This is a genomic window from Gilvimarinus sp. 1_MG-2023 (assembly GCF_030548285.1).
The window spans coordinates 21,955-35,638 of record NZ_JAUOSC010000013.1; the positions used below are offsets into that span (position 1 = coordinate 21,955).

Below are 13,684 nucleotides of genomic sequence, written 5' to 3' on the forward strand. Positions count from 1 at the left end.
AGACGGTAAGTACCTTTTTATACGCGCCTATTAGTGCGCGTTTTTTAAAAGTTGCCTGCTATACCAAAAGGCATATTCAGGGTTGCGCCAAACCACCCGTGTTGATCGTCAGTAATCCCTAGGGCGATACCAAACTTGAACGATTGACGTTGCCAGGGATAAATATTAACTCGCAGTTTTAAATCCTCGGTGCCGTTGTAAATGGCCGACCACAATAGGTTACCATTGCGGTCGGCAAAAATACCTGCACTGGGTCTGGTGTTATACGCAAGTTCATCATTTTTATAATAAATACGCGTCATTGCCACACCGACGCCCCAAGAAATGGTTTGTCCATTGCTCAAGGTGTGTGATAAGCCTGCCATGTTATTCATGCCCATATACATAAATAACTCGGTGTTGTCACTGCTAAGCAGTTGTGGTCGAATCACGTAGCTAATACCGGCATTGCGCAATTTGTCAGTGCTGGGGTTGTACATGAGCTGGTGGGGCCAAATAGCGGGTTTGAGCCATTTCTCGATGGTTTTAGCACGCCCATCATCGGCAAATAACCACAAGCCCAGAGGGCGAAAAATATAAAAATCGGCGACCGGGTCATCCTCAGTGGTGGTCTTTTTCTCGACCGCTTCCTGAGCAAGTTCCGAAAGGATGGCGGTGCCCACGGCAGCCAGTTGAGGATAGGAATAATCTTTGGCGCGAAAGTACTCTAGGTCGCGACGGTAAACGAGACCCCCGCCAAACAGGTGCAGTGCGTAATTGGGCAGCATGGTGGGCCAATCACTGACGTATTCTGTATCGTAAGGCAAGACTTGGCGGTTGATAAACCGCCCCCAGCCCCCCTCGTTGTCGATTGAGCGACCCGGCTCCGATAAATTGTCAAATAGGGTTTGAAAGCGATCATCGAGGTTGTGCTGATCGAAATTGCGGGGCAATTGCAAGGTGTCGAAGGTGTAGTGCGAAAAGCTGTTAAGTGGTGTGTATAGTGCGTCTGAGCCTACAGCTGAAGGTTGATAATAGTCTGCCTGCACGGGCGACGCCATTAAAAAGATTACTAAGCTTATTATCCACTCTTTGCCGAGTAAAAGTCGCTGCAGCTGTAGGCGTGAGATTCGGCGTGTAAACAAGCTAAATTCACCCAAGGTTTTGAATAGCGGGTTTTTATAGGTCGCTGGCATTGTTATAAGTTTGCTTGATGATCGAAGTGTTTCTGATCATAACAAGATTTTTGTTGTGAAGCGTTACCTGTTAGCGATAATGGAAAATGTCTATTAAGGCTTTTGTCTTAAGTTGGCGCAACATTCATTTTTTGCCAGTCATTTTTGTGTATTGTATAGCGAATATGATCCACCCACTCGCCGTATAAGTCTTCCGCTTGCAGTATTTTATGCCCTTGTCGAAAGCCCAGACGTTGGGCTACAGCACGGCTTTTTTGGTTGCATTCGGCGGTATTTAAGTTCAATTGTTGCAATGACAATTGAGTGAAAGCGATATCCAAAAGTTGCCGAACACAAAGCGTCATAATGCCTTGTCCACAATGCTCTTCAGCGAGCCAATAACCTAAGTTGGCTCTTCCTCGAGTCGTTTCAATCGCATCGATCGAGCAGATGCCAATAATGGCACCGTGCAGCTTAATCGCGAAGGTGTAGCTAGTGCCTGCTCGGCTCTCATTAATTGTCAGTGCAATAAACGCTCGGGTATCGCTCGGGCAAACTGCATCATCCAGCCAGGGTAGCCACTGGCGTAAATGCAATCGATTGGTTTCTATCTGTGCGAACAGCCCCGCCTCGTCTGCGGCTTGCAATAGGCAAAGTTGTAGTTCGTCCGATAGAACAACTGGGGTGTTTAGCTTAATGGCTAAGGTTGGGTTAGGCATATGCCATATTTAATCACAATTGATCACCGTTTTGCCCTTTCTCCTCCCTCGCGGTGCCGTTTTGTTCTGATTAACTGACAGGCACAGTTTGTTAATACGAGAAGGGGCAAAACAATGAGGGGATCACAATATTGGGTGTACACGTTACTTCTGTGGCTATTGGCATCTGCCGCGTTTGCACAGGAGCCGCAAGCCGGTAAATTATTGGTTGAGTCGGGTCATGAGGCTCTGCACTTAGGCGCTGAGGTGGATGTTCGGATACAAGGCCTCCAGGCTGAAGTGTTAGTGAGTCAACGCTTTCAAAATACATCGCCCGAGTGGATCAATGCCACTTATGTTTACCCTCTGGCTGAGGACAGTGCGGTACATCATCTGACGATGCGTGTGGGTGAACGCGTTATTGAGGGCGAAATTAAAGAAAAAGCCGAAGCGCGAAAAATTTATCAACAAGCTAAAGCTCAGGGTAAAAAGGCCACTTTGTTAGAGCAACAGCGTCCCAACTTATTTCGACAGCAAATCGCCAATATTGGCCCTGGGGAAACGATCGAAGTTGAGATCGGTTATAGCCAACAGGTTATTTACGACATGGGTGAATTTCGCCTGCGCCTACCCATGACACTTACCCCGCGCTATATACCGGGGGTAAGTCGCAGGGAGCTTCTACCACAAAAAGTCTTGGCGGCTGAAGGTAGTGGCTGGTCACTGGCAACCGATCAAGTGCTCGATGCCCCCATGATTACCCCGCCGCAGCAGACAGTTCAGCCAGGCCGTTTACTTAACCCTGTGGCTATTAATGTGCAGCTTAATGCCGGGGTAGATTTAGCGCGCGTAAGCAGCGCCAGCCATGCGCTAAAGGTCTCTCGCCCGAACGGTTCGGCCGCGGGGGTGAGGCAAGTACAATTTGCCCATGGACAGGTGAGCATGGATCGAGATTTCGAGTTAAGCTGGCTGCCGGTGGCGCAACAGGCACCAGTGGCGGCGCAGTTTGTAGACCAATGGCAAGGTGATCGCTACGCTCAGATTATGTTGATGCCGCCGCAGAAAATGAGCGCCGAGCAAGTACTACCGCGCGAACTATTGCTGATAATTGATACCTCGGGTTCCATGGCGGGTCAATCTATTGAGCAAGCGCGTGCCAGCGCGCTACAAGCCCTCGATCAGTTAACCCCGGGTGATCGCTTTAACGTTATTTTGTTTGCTGGCGAGACACGCACACTTTTTCCGCATGCTGTGGCGGCACAACCGAATAATGTAAATCGGGCGGCCGATGCGATTCGGGCCATGCGGGCAGAGGGCGGTACCGAAATGCACGATGCGCTCGCGCGCGCTTTTGAGCACGAGCCTTTAGCATCCCATTTACAGCAAGTTGTGTTTGTCACCGATGGCAGTGTGGGCAATGAATCGGCTTTGTTAAAGCTTATTCATCGGCACCTAGGTGATGCGCGATTGTTTACAGTTGCTATTGGCAGTGCTCCTAATCGTTATTTTATGCGCCGCGCCGCCGAATACGGACGCGGTACGTTTACCGAAATTACCAGTACCGAACAAGTGCAAGCGCGTATGGCGCAGTTGTTGGAAAAATTGCGTAAGCCCGTGGTTACCAATATATCCATTGATTGGCCGCAACCGGTGGAAGCGTTTCCTCGCAAGGTGCCAGATTTGTACTGGGGAGAGCCTCTGTTGGTCACGGTTAAAATGAGCCCCTGGCCCGGTCGCTCCGATCAGCGCATCATTATTCAAGGCGATAGCGCCGGCAGCCCATGGCAGCGCGAACTGCGTTTACCGGAGCCCGGCAATGAGTCCGATGCGAGTAAAACACCGGTATTAGCACAGCGTTTTGGTCGCGAAAAAATTGCCTTTTTAGAGGATGAAGCAATTCGCCAAGCAGAGGATGCGCGCGTGAAAGTGTTGCCGGTTGCCTTGCGGTATCAATTAATGTCGCGCTTTACCAGTTTGGTGGCCGTCGACAAGACGCCCTCTAAACCCGAGGTGCTGACAGCTAAAGAGCGGTCGGTGGCCAATGCCATGCCAGTGGGTTCACAAATGCAGGCGGTGGGTTATCCGCAAACGGCAACCAATTTATATTGGCATTGGTTAATAGGAGCATTTGCGGCCTTGGGGTTGTGGCGAATTCAGCGTCCGGGGGTGAACTGTGAATCGTAAATCAGAGCGCAACGCATCAGCGCTGTCACACCCCGGGCGTTTGGTAATCTCGGCTATTTTATTGCTGGTGTTGCTCTATCAATGGGGCAGTGCGCTGGGTATTGAAGCCAAGGCGCATTTGGCGCAAATACTCATAGAGCGCGCCTGGCAGCAAAAGCTTGAAGCGCCGGATGTGGCAGTTCGCCCTTGGCCCTGGGCCGATAGCGAGCCGGCTGGGCGTTTACAATGGTTGGATGGCGAGGGACGGGTGCGCAAAGATCTGTTTGTGTTGTCCGGCACTCACGGTGAGGCGTTAGCTTTTGGCCCTGGGTTAATGGCCGGTGTAGTGGCCGGGGCTCGAGTGGTCGGTGGCCATCGGGATACCCATTTTGCCTTTTTGCGGGATTTGCGTGATGGCGATCAGTTGCGGTGGCAGAGTGAAAGTGGCCGCTGGCAACACTATGTCATCAGCAAACGCAGTATTGCCGATGCGCGCAATAATCATTTGTGGATTGATCCGTCTGCGAACGCTATTTGGTTGGTAACATGCTATCCATTTGAAGCCTTGCAGGCGGGCGGGCCATTGCGTTATGTGGTGAGGGCCGATCCACTGCCGGCTTACCCAGTGGAGCGAGCGTCATTGGCGGGGGTTCAGTGGTAGTTTTAACTTAGCGCTGCGTAGCCAGCAAGGGTTGGATCAACTCCGGTATTTGTGTGGGTGTTGGGTGATTGAGCACAATGATGTGATCCTTTTTTTGTTGAATAAGTGCTAGCGCCTCACCAAAATGTTTTTCCAGTAAGCGCGCCAAGGTGCCGTCGCGTTCTACTACAGCGAGCCCCTCGGCCACTCGGCGGGCGAGCTCGGGGTGTTGGCCACTCACTTGATATACCATGGCATGGGGGTAGTAAATAATAGTCTCTTCGACAATAGTAAGTTGTTCTTGTAGGTGGCTGGCTGCGAGCTCGGCGGCGGCTTCAGCGACGCCAAATAAAACCATATCAAAGCGGCTGTAGGTCAGCATGTTGAGCAGGTTTTCGTAACGGCCGTTATCGTTTACGGTAAAACCGTTATGGCGCAAAATATCGACATCGGCCCAGCTGTGTCCTTGACCGATTACCCAGCTGCGCAGGTCCGACTGTTGTACGGCCTGCTGAAAACGGCTGGCATCCTCTTGGCGAATAAGCACCGTGCGATAACCTAATAGCCCTTTCATAATAGGAGTGGGAATGGGGATGATATTTTGAGTACGAGTGTACTTATCTTGCCGTAAACCCGAGACATAAATATTTGCCAGTATGCCGTCGGCCACCGTCTGTCGGCCTCTTTCCGCACCTAAGTTTTGGGTGTTCATTTGCAAGTTAAAGGCGGGGTAGTGGGACGAGGTTTTTAGCAGAATTTGTTCAAGCAGGTCGTGTTCGTAAAGGCTGCGGCCGCTTTTGCCCCCCCATAGGGTGACTTGCATGACGGTCGAGTCGGCGGCGTTATCTTGCCCGGCAGCTTCAAAGTTTGTCAGCGCCAAATTCGCGGTCAGAAAAAATAATACGCAGTGCTTAAATCCCATGGCTTGCCTGTCAGGTAAAGATACGAACTGCTTGAATTGGGCTTGTCTGCATTGTAGCACGTGTGCTTTACACTACAATTTGAGTTGGTGTCGAGCTAGCGCCTTTGCTTAAACGCCGTCAACATTAAAATCTAAGGCTACAGTGTATAATGAAAAGTCTGTTTCACCTCTGCGAAAAAGGATGCTCGAATGCCCGCTCGCCGACAGCTTGAAGGCCTACAGTTCGCCTACGCCCTGCGCGATAGTCTAGGTCGTGAAGGTTATAATGGCAGCAAGTTACGCGGCGACTTATTGGCCGGATTAACCGTCGGTATTTCGGCTATTCCGCTGTCCATGGCTTTGGCCATTGCCATCGGGCTTCCCCCGGAACACGGCCTGTACACCTCGTTGGTGGCAGGGCTTATTATGGCGCTGTTGGGAGGGTCGCGTTACAGCGTATCGGGCCCTACGGCGGCTTTTGTAGTGATATTGCAACCCATTGTGTTGCAGTACGGGTTATCCGGATTATTGTTAACGACGTTAATGTCGGCCTGTATTGCCCTGTTAATGGCCGTGGCGCAATTTGGGCGGGTGGTGACCTACATTCCCAATACCGTCACCTTTGGTTTTACCTTAGGTATCGCCGTCATTATTGCCACCTTGCAGGTGCCGGACCTTCTGGGGCTGGAGTTAGACGGCACCTTGCCAGAGTTTTATTTTGCCAAGGTGTGGGTCATTGTGGTGGCGGCATTGAGTTCAGCGCACTGGCCCACCTTGCTGATTACCGTCATCTCCTTTGCGGTGATGCTGGCTTGGCCGCGCCTGAAATTACCGATACCGGCCCACTTGGTGACGATTGTCGTGGCCACAGCGGCGGCGTTTGCACTGGCGGCTATCGATGCACCGGTGGCAACCATTGCCAGTAATTTCGAATACACCGCACAAGATGGCCATACCGGTGAGGGTATTCCCAATTTTTTACCCGCTTTCGGGCTGCCTTGGCAAAATGTTCCGGGTGAGCCTTGGTCGTGGAGTTTAGTCAGCACTTTATTGCCGCAAGCATTAACGATTGCTTTGCTAGGTGCTATTGAAGCGCTACTGTGCGCGGTGATGTTAGAGCGTATGAGCGGCTCGCGTTACTACGCTAACGCCGAGTTGTTTGGCCATGGCTTGGGCAACCTGGTGGCGCCATTCTTCGGCGGTTTTAGTGCGGCGCCCGAGCTGGCTCGATCCACCACCAACTTTCGCGCGGGTGCTCGCACACCTATAGCCGCGCTTATTCACTCAGGGGTCATAGCGGCCAGTTTAATGTGGCTGGCACCCTACCTTAAGCACTTGCCCATGGCTTGTATGGCGACGCTGGTGATTATTGTGGCCTGGCGGATGTGCCACGGCCGGCAAATAGTCTCCACGATTCGAACGGCACCGGTGGCCGATGTGTTGGTGTTTTTTGTGTGCTTCTCCCTGACGTTAATGGTGGATATGGTGGTGGCCATTGGCAGTGCGGTAGTGATCGCTGCTTTTTTGTTTATGCGCGATATCGCCGAAATGACGAAAGTGCGCGATATTACTAAGTTGCTTAAACATGTGCCCCGGCCATTGCCGGAGGGCTGGCGAGTGGTGAAAATTTCCGGCCCGCTGTTTTTTGCCGCCGCGGATAAAATATTTGCCGAGCTCGATGTGCTGGCCGAAAATCAAGCGGGGCTGGTGATGCATATGGACGGTGTGCCGCTGCTGGATGCCGGTGGCTTGGATGGTCTAACCAGCTTTATTAAACGCTGCAAAAAGAATGGTGTAGAACTTATTTTGTCCGATATTCAGTTTCAGCCTTTGCGGGCGATGGTGAAGGCCGAAATTAGACCGGAAAATGGTAACTTTGCCGTGTTTCCGACCCTGGCCGACGCGCTCGATGCCGTGCTGGATAAATCCCCCGAGGCGCCGCCGGCCTGTTAGGTAGAAATAACTCTCACCGTCACCCCCGTGTGAAGGCTTTGAGAACTCCCCACTTTCTCACTGTATCCACTATGGCGTATACGCCATAACCAATTAAGGCGATACGGAAACTGTTGCTGGATGTCGCCCAGTGGTTGGCGTTTTCTTCGGCACCTATTATGAGCGTTATCGGATTGTCCCACTGGCTGATTAAGAAAAGTAACATTAAAGTGGGTAGGTGTAATGCCAATTCAGCGTAGACTTTCGGGCGGGTCCAGTAGGGTGTGATTAATTTGCTGAGCGCCAGAGCAAGGCTGGCAATCAGTACGGCGGTAATCCACGGCAGCAGGGTTGCCCACTCACTGGAGAATATGAGATCAATGCTGGGTTCGCCCAAGCTTTGGGGGATTGTTTTGTTGACCCATGCGGTTACGTAAATGAGCACTACCACCTCAATGGCCGAGCCGGTACGGCTGATGTACTTTCCTCGTTCTGGCACTAAGGGCAGTGAGTCCGCTTGCCAGCGCTGCAGTAAATTGGCTTTTTTAATTGATTCTGCGAATAGATAAAAGAGTAATGTTAACCAGGCAAATCCATAAAGGCTGGTATTCAATATGCTCCACAGCAGTTGCGGTAACAATTGCCAAAAGTTTGGGTCGGGTGCTTGCGCAGCTCTAATCGCACTAAAACTCAATTGAACCACGGCGATGAGCATCACCAGACCTTGCAGTAACTGCCTGTATAAAGGAAATAAGCTTTCGCTGATCAAGCTAGGTCGGGGTAGAAAGTTGGCCGCAACTAATAACGGGTGTCCCCGCTCTTGCAATAGTTGTTTGACCTCGTCGTCGTTTAGTTCCCGCCCCAATGTTTCACTGCGGTAATCACACTCGTCGATAAGATCGCTGAGCAGTTCGTCGGCGACATCATTGCGCACTTGTGCTGGCAGGTGAGATTTTACTGCGTATGCGTATCGGTTTAACCATGGGTTGATCATTGTGCACCCTCCGTTAAGTTTGTTAGCGCTTGATTTAATTGTTGCCACTCGCGCGCCATTACCTCGCGCGCTTGTTCACCTAATGTCGAAAGTTGGTAGACCCGTCTTTTCCGCCCCTCTTGCACCTGCCAGTCGCTGGTTAATAGCTCTTGGCTCTCTAGGCGTCGCAGCAGTGGATACAAAGTACCCTCATCGACTGTGAGGCCGTTTTGCTCCATATGCCGCCGCAGGGAGTAGCCATAGTGCGGGGTCACCACAGCCTCCAGAACCGCCATAACCAAAAGGCCCCGACGCAGCTCCATGGTTAATTTATTGAACTTGGCGTGGTTGTCTGACACGGTGCACCTCATACTGTGTGATATACAGTATATACTATGTGTCACACAGTATGTGTTGTCAAGTCATCCGCAAAATCAGGTGTTGTGTAATAAAATTGCGGTAAGATAGAGAAACTGTGATTGCTGGAGTTAAACCATGAAAAAATTACTGTCCGTATTAGCGTTATCCCTCTTGGCCGTGGCTTGCTCTAAGCCAGACCCACTGCATGAGTCCATGGAGTCGATGGGTGATTCATTTAAAGCCATGCGCGAGTCTAATGACTTGGCGCAAATGCAATCCGATTGGGATGCGTTTAAAGAGGCGCGCAGTGTCGCTGCCGCGCAAACCATGGGCCCTGAAGAGCAAAAAGATTTTGAGCAGGGCATGCAGAGACTGGCAAAATTAAGCAAGGCGGTGGACGCCGCGTTTGCCAGTGGTGATGTCGAGGCGGTAAAGGCGAGCCTTCAAAAATTGGGTAAGGTCCGCAAGAAGTATCACGACAAACTTAAGGTCGATTAATCGGCCCGAGAGATACCCCGCAGGCTAAGCTTGCGGGGATTTCACCGCATGAGCTTTAAATTGAGCAAACACCCCGAGCCCTGGGGTGAGGTCTAATGCTCGAACCGCCCGGTGAGTGATGAGCGAATACAGGCGCAGCTCGCCCCAGTGCAAAGTGAGCAGAGCGCTGGTTTTATCGAGCGCCATTATTTTGCCTATCTCGACTTGCAGAGTATTGGCGATACTGGAGGGGCCCGGGTGCTGGCAAGCAATGGAAACCTCGTGGGCGTCAATACTCACTCGGTTAATCGTTGTGGGCAATGGGCCTGTTTCGATTGCGTGGCCGGCTGCCATCCATTGCCTGCGGTCCTGGCACCACTGGACTGGCCAGAGCGCCGCTGCCTGGGCCGGCGATTGCTCGGTGAGTTCGTGCTGGGCGCGGTTGATGTCGAGTGTTTGTCGGCTTTGCCATTGGTAGCAAAAATCGCAACTGGCGGCGAGATCGCGCCATTGGTGGCTGACCAGCAAAGCGCTGAGATTGCGCTGGTCGGCTGCCCGGCGCAGCGCCATTAATATTTCGCTGGCGGCCTGTTGATCCAACGCCGATACCGGCTCGTCCAGTATTAACAGTTTGTCGGCACACAAGAGCGCCGCGAGCAGAGCGACGCGCTGGCGCTCCCCGCCCGATAGTATTGCGGTCGATTTTTCCAGAAGCGGTAACACCTGAAACTCGGCGGCAAGCGCTAACCAGTTTTCGCTTTTGTGGCGCTCGGCCAGTGCGCGCAGTTGTTGTTCCACTCGTTGATTGGGCCACAGCGGTGCTCCCTGCGCGGCCCAGCCGATGCCTCGCAAAGCCTGCGGGCGCTCTAGAAGATTGTTGTGCTCCAGCTTTAGTTGGCCGCTCTGGCCCGACACGATTTTTTTCAGCAATTGAGTTTTACCGCAACCGGAAGGGCCGCTGACGCCCACCCAGGCGCCCCGGGGCCAGTGGATTTGATGCGCGCCGAGCTTAAGCTCCCACATGAAAGCCTCCCCGGCCTCGCTGCCAGCGATATAACATAAACAAAATAACCCAAGAAACAACCACCAACCCACCGGCTAAGCGGTGGGCGTTGGCATACTGCAGCGACTCTACCTCGTCGTAGAGCAGAACTGATAACACTTGGGTTTCACCGGGAATATTGCCACCAATCATTAAGATTACGCCGAACTCGCCCACGGTATGAGCAAACCCCAGCGCGGCGGCGGCGACAAACGCATAGCCACAGCAGGGCAGGATAATGTGTCGGAAGACGGCAAAGCGGTTGAGCCCCTGAGACTGCCCAAGTTGAATCAGTTGCGGGTCCAGCTGGCGAAAGCTTGCGGTTAAAGGCTGCGCCACAAACGGTAAAGAGTAAACACAAGAGCCGATGACCAGGCCGGTAAAGCTAAACGCCAAACCGCGGTCAAAAAACTGGCCGAATAAACCCTCGGGGCTTAATAACAGTAATAAATAAAAACCCATCACGGTCGGCGGCAATATCAGCGGCAGGGCAATGGCGGCCTCAACGCAGTTGCGCAGCCAGCCCGACTGCCCTCGGGCCAACCACCAGGCTAGGGGGGTGCACAAGAGCATTAACGCCACCGTTGTGACGCCGGCGAGTTTAACGGTAATGATAATGGCGTCGATCATGGCTGGGCCGCTTTGCTAGGCGGCGATGTATAGCCATTGTTACGGATAATCGTCTGCGCCGGTTCGCTCAGTAAAAACTGCATAAAGGCCTGGGTTCTATCGGAGGTGCTCAGCAACACGCCGGCTTGTGGCAGTGACGGGCTAGCCTCGACGGGGTGCCAGTGCAGCTGAGGGGCAATATGGGCAAAGCTGGCGGCTACCAGCCCACAGGTGACATTGCCAGTTACAACAGTGTGTAGAGCACCGGCGACGGATGTTGACTGGACAGGCTGAGCTTGGATGGAGAATTGTTGCAACCACATTCGGGCGGCGCGACCATAAGGTGCGGTTTTGGTATTGGCAACGGCTAGACGGGGGCTGGCTTTAAGCGCCTCGGTGGCCGATGCAAAAGGTCGGTGGCATGCGAGCATCAACTGGCCCTCGGCATAAATAAAAGGCTCGGCAGTATCGAGCTTTTGAAATATACGCTGAGGGTAATCCATATCAGCAGAAAGAAAGACATCAAAAGGCGCGCCGGAGAGTATCTGCTGGGTAAAGACTCCGGAGGCGCCACCGGAAATAACCAGCGGATAGGGCGATTGCGACTGCCACAGTGAGCGCAGAGCCTCAAGGGTAGGCTTAAAGTTACTGGCTACCGCCACTTTTATACTGGTTGCGGCAAACGTGTTGGCGCTGGCCAGAATGAGATAGCTCAATAAAAAAAAGCGCACAATAGCTCCTTGGTTTGGGCGCGGGGTATTCGCCTGAAACAAGCTTGCTGTTAATCAGCGAGAACGCTATTGTGCCATAAATACCGCGGCTTAGGCCGCGTTATGATTGGTGCTTTTGGCCTTTGGCGGGGCGCTGCGCCGCGCGGTGAGCGGCTCTACCTTTTTTTGTTTTTCATACAAAAAGCGCAGTACCGAGCTGCGGTATTGGTTGTAGTGGGTGTCGTCCGCCAGAGCCAGTCGATCTCGGGGACGGGGCAAGTCGATATCGAGAATTTCACCAATGGTCGCTTCCGGGCCGTTTGTCATCATGACAATGCGGTCGGATAGCAGTACTGCCTCGTCTACATCGTGGGTAATCATAATTACGGTGTTGCCCAGTTCTGCTTGTATATCCATTAGTGAGTCTTGCAGATGGGCGCGGGTTAACGCATCGAGCGCACCAAAAGGCTCGTCCATTAATAATACCTGAGGTTCCATAGCCAGAGCGCGGGCAATGCCCACACGCTGCTTCATGCCGCCGGATATTTCATCGGGTTTTTTATGCATGGCATGGCTCATTTGCACCAACTCTAGGTTGTGTTCAATCCATTCACGCATTTCGATCCGAGTTTTTTTTCGTCCGAATACTCGTTTAACCGCGAGCTCCACATTTTGGTAGGCGGTGAGCCAGGGCAGTAGGGAATGATTTTGAAATACGACCGCTCGCTCAGGGCCGGGTTCATTCACTTCGCGACCGTTAAGTACCACGCCGCCGGTAGTGGCTTGATATAACCCGGCAACAATGTTGAGTACAGTGGATTTGCCGCATCCGGAGTGGCCGATAAGCGAGACAAATTCACCTTCGCGAATTCTCAAGTCAACATTTTTAAGTGCACAAAAAGGCCCTTTGGGGGTGGGAAAGCTAATGCCAACCTGGCTGAGTTCTAAATGCGTATTGCTCATAATTTTCTCCTCATCATTCGGTGATCTGTTAGCGCACAACGGCTGTTTTGTCCCAGTTGACCCAGCTTTGAATAAATAGCAAGGCGCGATCTAGCAGAAATCCGATAAAGCCGATCATCAATACCGCCACACAAATGCGGCCCAGTGAGTTGGATGAACCGTTTTGGAACTCGTCCCAAACAAATTTTCCGAGCCCTGGGTTTTGTGCCAACATTTCCGCGGCAATTAAAACCATCCAGGCGATACCCAGTGATAGGCGAAGGCCGGTGAACATCATAGGAATAGAGGAAGGCAACACGATGGTTTTGATGTGTGTTAACCACCCCAGCCGCAATACCCGACTGACGTTTTGTAAATCCTGATTAATACTGGCAACACCCACGGCGGTATTGATCATTGTGGGCCATAAGCAGCACAGGGTGACCGTGACAACCGAGGTAATAAACGATTTGGCCAGCATAGGGTCTTCTGAAACGTAAACCGCACTCACCACCATGGTAACCAAAGGCAGCCACGCCAATGGCGAAACTGGCTTGAAGATCTGAATGATCGGGTTAAGCGCCCGATAAACCGTATTGCTTAAGCCGATAAAGATGCCCAGCGGAATCGCAATAATAGTGGCCAGAAAAAACCCGGTCATTACGGTAATTAAGCTGGTAACAATTTGATCAAAGAATGTAGGGCGGCGGTTAAAGTCACGCCAACGAACCTCAGCACTTGGATTTTGGGCCAGCTTTTTGGCATTGCGCTGTTCTTGTCTGTCGTAAAAGGCCGCTTCGCGCTCATTCTCACTGATGTGTTCGGTGCGTAAGTTTTGCCATTGTTCATGAACCTCGGCAGGGCCTGGGAATTGTCCTAGCGACGTATCCACTTGTTTGGCACCGATGTGCCAGACGCCGATAAACAGCAATAGCCCGATCATGGGCGTTAATACGGCCTTAGCTAAGGTTTGCCACTGTTCCGGGCCAAAGCTCGCTCGCTGCCACTTTTGTTTAATCAACATAGAGGGGTTCATGCTTATTTCCTCGTAGATAATACGGCGCCACAGGGTGGCGCCATGCT

The 13,684-nt window shown here is 52.2% G+C and carries 14 protein-coding genes; 4 read left to right on the forward strand and 10 right to left on the reverse strand.

Annotation, left to right across the window (positions count from 1 at the left end; genetic code table 11):
* Positions 1–44: 44 nt before the first annotated feature.
* Entirely contained in the window at positions 45–1,175 is a 1,131-nt protein-coding gene (locus tag Q4563_RS13150; RefSeq protein WP_303604794.1) for a hypothetical protein, read from the reverse strand.
* Positions 1,176–1,282: 107 nt separating this feature from the next.
* Positions 1,283–1,873, reverse strand: coding sequence for a GNAT family N-acetyltransferase (locus tag Q4563_RS13155; protein WP_303604795.1), 591 nt, complete (start codon positions 1,871–1,873; stop codon positions 1,283–1,285).
* Positions 1,874–1,987: 114 nt separating this feature from the next.
* On the opposite strand from Q4563_RS13155, the gene Q4563_RS13160 reads away from it, so the two are divergent.
* Both Q4563_RS13160 and Q4563_RS13165 read left to right on the forward strand, forming a co-directional pair.
* The gene (locus Q4563_RS13160; RefSeq protein ID WP_303604796.1) at positions 1,988–4,036 is read left to right on the forward strand and encodes a marine proteobacterial sortase target protein; all 2,049 of its coding nucleotides are present in this window, start codon (positions 1,988–1,990) and stop codon (positions 4,034–4,036) included.
* A complete protein-coding gene (locus Q4563_RS13165; RefSeq protein WP_303604797.1) occupies positions 4,026–4,676 on the forward strand; it encodes a class GN sortase in 651 nt (216 codons plus the stop codon). The genes Q4563_RS13160 and Q4563_RS13165 overlap by 11 nt, the downstream gene beginning before the upstream one ends.
* Before the next feature lie 7 nt (positions 4,677–4,683).
* Here Q4563_RS13165 and Q4563_RS13170 read toward each other — a convergent pair whose 3' ends face one another.
* Entirely contained in the window at positions 4,684–5,577 is an 894-nt protein-coding gene (locus Q4563_RS13170) for a transporter substrate-binding domain-containing protein (RefSeq protein ID WP_303604798.1), read from the reverse strand.
* Positions 5,578–5,766: 189 nt separating this feature from the next.
* On the opposite strand from Q4563_RS13170, the gene dauA reads away from it, so the two are divergent.
* Positions 5,767–7,509, forward strand: coding sequence for a C4-dicarboxylic acid transporter DauA (gene dauA, locus Q4563_RS13175; RefSeq protein ID WP_303604799.1), 1,743 nt, complete (start codon positions 5,767–5,769; stop codon positions 7,507–7,509).
* A 19-nt stretch (positions 7,510–7,528) separates the two neighbouring features.
* Here the strand turns inward: dauA and Q4563_RS13180 are convergent, their stop codons facing one another.
* Both Q4563_RS13180 and Q4563_RS13185 read right to left on the reverse strand, forming a co-directional pair.
* On the reverse strand, positions 7,529–8,482 hold the full coding sequence (locus Q4563_RS13180) for a hypothetical protein (protein ID WP_303604800.1): 954 nt from the start codon (positions 8,480–8,482) through the stop codon (positions 7,529–7,531).
* Positions 8,479–8,820, reverse strand: coding sequence for a PadR family transcriptional regulator (locus tag Q4563_RS13185; RefSeq protein WP_303604801.1), 342 nt, complete (start codon positions 8,818–8,820; stop codon positions 8,479–8,481). Before Q4563_RS13185 ends, Q4563_RS13180 begins: the two co-directional genes overlap by 4 nt.
* A gap of 136 nt (positions 8,821–8,956) precedes the next feature.
* Between Q4563_RS13185 and Q4563_RS13190 the strand changes: the two genes are divergently transcribed.
* On the forward strand, positions 8,957–9,319 hold the full coding sequence (locus tag Q4563_RS13190; protein ID WP_303604802.1) for a cytochrome b562: 363 nt from the start codon (positions 8,957–8,959) through the stop codon (positions 9,317–9,319).
* 24 nt (positions 9,320–9,343) lie between these two features.
* On the opposite strand, the gene Q4563_RS13195 is transcribed toward Q4563_RS13190, so the two are convergent.
* The 5 genes from Q4563_RS13195 to Q4563_RS13215 all read right to left on the reverse strand — a co-directional run bounded on the left by Q4563_RS13195 (position 9,344) and on the right by Q4563_RS13215 (position 13,637).
* A complete protein-coding gene (locus Q4563_RS13195) occupies positions 9,344–10,321 on the reverse strand; it encodes an ATP-binding cassette domain-containing protein (RefSeq protein ID WP_303604803.1) in 978 nt (325 codons plus the stop codon).
* Complete coding sequence (gene modB / locus Q4563_RS13200) at positions 10,308–10,970, reverse strand: molybdate ABC transporter permease subunit (protein WP_303604804.1); 663 nt, start codon at positions 10,968–10,970, stop codon at positions 10,308–10,310. The genes Q4563_RS13195 and modB overlap by 14 nt, the downstream gene beginning before the upstream one ends.
* Positions 10,967–11,680, reverse strand: coding sequence for a molybdate ABC transporter substrate-binding protein (modA, locus tag Q4563_RS13205; RefSeq protein ID WP_303604805.1), 714 nt, complete (start codon positions 11,678–11,680; stop codon positions 10,967–10,969). The genes modB and modA overlap by 4 nt, the downstream gene beginning before the upstream one ends.
* Positions 11,681–11,770: 90 nt before the next feature.
* Complete coding sequence (locus tag Q4563_RS13210) at positions 11,771–12,622, reverse strand: ABC transporter ATP-binding protein (protein WP_303604806.1); 852 nt, start codon at positions 12,620–12,622, stop codon at positions 11,771–11,773.
* A 28-nt stretch (positions 12,623–12,650) separates the two neighbouring features.
* On the reverse strand, positions 12,651–13,637 hold the full coding sequence (locus tag Q4563_RS13215) for an ABC transporter permease (RefSeq protein ID WP_303604807.1): 987 nt from the start codon (positions 13,635–13,637) through the stop codon (positions 12,651–12,653).
* Positions 13,638–13,684 lie beyond the last annotated feature (47 nt).

Bases quoted from the DNA above. Each gene is read 5' to 3' on its own strand.
- Q4563_RS13215 (WP_303604807.1), bottom strand. From the start codon at position 13,637: ATGAACCCCTCTATGTTGATTAAACAAAAGTGGCAGCGAGCGAGCTTT.
- Q4563_RS13210 (WP_303604806.1), bottom strand. From the start codon at position 12,622: ATGAGCAATACGCATTTAGAACTCAGCCAGGTTGGCATTAGCTTTCCC.
- Q4563_RS13155 (WP_303604795.1), bottom strand. From the start codon at position 1,873: ATGCCTAACCCAACCTTAGCCATTAAGCTAAACACCCCAGTTGTTCTA.
- dauA (WP_303604799.1), top strand. From the start codon at position 5,767: ATGCCCGCTCGCCGACAGCTTGAAGGCCTACAGTTCGCCTACGCCCTG.
- Q4563_RS13190 (WP_303604802.1), top strand. From the start codon at position 8,957: ATGAAAAAATTACTGTCCGTATTAGCGTTATCCCTCTTGGCCGTGGCT.
- modB (WP_303604804.1), bottom strand. From the start codon at position 10,970: ATGATCGACGCCATTATCATTACCGTTAAACTCGCCGGCGTCACAACG.
- Q4563_RS13180 (WP_303604800.1), bottom strand. From the start codon at position 8,482: ATGATCAACCCATGGTTAAACCGATACGCATACGCAGTAAAATCTCAC.
- Q4563_RS13170 (WP_303604798.1), bottom strand. From the start codon at position 5,577: ATGGGATTTAAGCACTGCGTATTATTTTTTCTGACCGCGAATTTGGCG.
- Q4563_RS13195 (WP_303604803.1), bottom strand. From the start codon at position 10,321: ATGTGGGAGCTTAAGCTCGGCGCGCATCAAATCCACTGGCCCCGGGGC.
- Q4563_RS13160 (WP_303604796.1), top strand. From the start codon at position 1,988: ATGAGGGGATCACAATATTGGGTGTACACGTTACTTCTGTGGCTATTG.
- Q4563_RS13150 (WP_303604794.1), bottom strand. From the start codon at position 1,175: ATGCCAGCGACCTATAAAAACCCGCTATTCAAAACCTTGGGTGAATTT.